Consider the following 1,971-nt stretch of genomic DNA (forward strand, 5'->3'; position numbering starts at 1 on the left):
GCATCAACGTCGCCACCCTGTCCTCACTGGCGGCCCGCGAGACCTTCGTGGCCACCCTCGGACAGATCGCCGCCGCCGAGGACCCCGAGGAGCCCACCGCCCACCTGGCCACAATGACCTACCAGCAGGACACCCTGACCAACAAGGCCGGCGACCAGCTGTTCAACCCGGCCACCGTCATCGCGATCCTCGTGTTCTTCGTCTACGCCCTGCAGTGCATGGCCACAGCCGGTGCGATGCGCCGCGAGACCGGCACCTGGAAGTGGCCGATCATCGCCTACACCTACATGTTCGCCACCGCCTGGATCATGGCGGCCCTCAGCCGCGCACTCGTGGCAGCCTTCATGTAGGCGGAGCAGAACGAAGCAGCAACCAGGACGGTGCCCCCACCGACGGTGGGGGCACCCCGGACAGCAGGAGAGGTGAGGCGGCCGTGCCCGTCGTTCCCACGCACCCGACAACCACGCCGGACCCCGACGTGCTGCGATGGGTCATTCCCGACGGCCTGCTGCCCTTCACCGGGGAAGTCGCCCAGGCCCCGGCGCTTCTCCAGGAGCTCATGGACGACGGCACCCTGCGCTCGGTGAGGGTCGACGGCGGCGGGGTGCTCACCCTCCTGGGAACCGGCCACGACTGGCACACGGAGGGGGCCCGGGTGCGATCCGCGCTGGTCGACGCCCTGGGCGCCCCGAAGTCGTGGAAGGGCGCCGCCACCGCCCGCGCCTCCGGCCCCGACGACGCCCTGGAGGCCGCCGCCCGACAGATCGCCGACGGCTCCCTGGGGACCTTCGTCAACAGCCACGGGGGAGCGCTCGTGGTGCACTCGGTGCGCGACGGCGTCGTCGAGATCGCCATGGAGGGGGCCTGCGACCACTGCCCGGCCGCGGAGATCACGATGCACGCGCGCTTCGAGCACCTGCTGCGGCGTCGCTGCCCCTGGCTGGTCAAGGTCCGCCGGGTCGATGAGTAATTCTTCCCCGAGCCGGGCATTTTTCGCGTAGCTCCACCGTTTTTCTGTAGGGCTACGCGAAAAATGCCCGGCTCGGCGCGTTGCGGACGTGGACCCTGTCCCCTGATCTGTGTCGGAGACACCTCAAGAACCTGAAGATAGCAAAGCCTTACCTTAGACTGTCATGGTTGGTGCGCAAGCCCGCATCACGACCGATAACAGACTCAAGGATCCGAGGAGCTCCGAGGGCAACATGGCGACTGCAGTCTCACACCACGGCACGACGACGCCGGTCGGCACCGGTGGCACCCCGCCTTCCGCGCACACGTCCTTATCCGACCTGCGTCTGGGAACTAGCGGCCGGGTCATCGGCCTGCAAGAGGACACGGCCGACGACCCCATCTCCAAGCGGCTGAGCAACTTGGGCTTCGTGCCCGGCCGGACCGTGACGCCGTTGCGCCGCGCCCCGCTGGGCGACCCGGTGGTCTATCTCGTCGCCGACTACGAGCTGTGCCTGCGCCGCCACGAGGCTCGCATGGTCCAGGTCGAGGTCCTCACCGAGGCCGAGGACGACGTCGTCGAGCCCCTCACCAGGCAGCAGGCCGCCACCCCCGAGCGTCAGGAGCAGCTCCCATGAGCGACCACTGCGCACACTCCGAAGTCGCCGGCGCCCCCGACTGCCACTGCGGATCCTCCAGCTCCAAGACCCTGGTGGCCGACGCCCCGCGCGTCGCCCTGGCAGGCGCTCCCAACGCCGGCAAGACCTCCATCTACAACGCCCTGACCGGCCTGCGCGCCAAGACCGGCAACTACCCCGGCGTCACCGTGACGCGGTCACTAGGGACCTGCCGGATCGGCGAGACCAGCTTGACCATCGAGGACCTGCCGGGCGCCTACTCCCTGGACCCGATCAGCCCCGACGAGCAGATCGTCCACGACGTCCTCACCGACACCTCGCAGGGCGTCTCCGTTCCCGACGCCCTCGTGGTCGTCGTCGACGCCACGACGCTGCAGCGCGGCAT

3 protein-coding genes and 1 pseudogene are annotated in these 1,971 nt (G+C 69.2%); all 4 read left to right on the plus strand.

Features of this window, described 5'->3' with window-relative positions; translation table 11 throughout:
- Positions 1 to 350 (plus strand): annotated as a pseudogene (locus tag HMPREF2883_RS10340) (nucleoside recognition domain-containing protein); the annotation flags it as partial.
- Positions 351 to 433: 83 nt separating this feature from the next.
- Positions 434 to 970 (plus strand): NifU family protein, encoded by a 537-nt coding sequence (locus HMPREF2883_RS10345; protein ID WP_070661950.1) that lies wholly within the window; start codon positions 434 to 436, stop codon positions 968 to 970.
- 232 nt (positions 971 to 1,202) lie between these two features.
- A complete protein-coding gene (locus HMPREF2883_RS10350; RefSeq protein WP_070661962.1) occupies positions 1,203 to 1,586 on the plus strand; it encodes a FeoA family protein in 384 nt (127 codons plus the stop codon).
- A partial coding sequence (locus tag HMPREF2883_RS10355) for a FeoB small GTPase domain-containing protein (RefSeq protein ID WP_176747207.1) occupies positions 1,583 to 1,971 on the plus strand: 389 nt, incomplete at its 3' end. The genes HMPREF2883_RS10350 and HMPREF2883_RS10355, both read left to right, overlap by 4 nt.

This window comes from Actinomyces sp. HMSC075C01, assembly GCF_001812965.1.
Lineage (GTDB): Bacteria > Actinomycetota > Actinomycetes > Actinomycetales > Actinomycetaceae > Actinomyces > Actinomyces acetigenes.

What these genes read in the sequence shown, in the direction of transcription:
- HMPREF2883_RS10350 (WP_070661962.1), top strand. Translation starts at nt 1,203, where the DNA reads ATGGCGACTGCAGTCTCACACCACGGCACGACGACGCCGGTCGGCACC.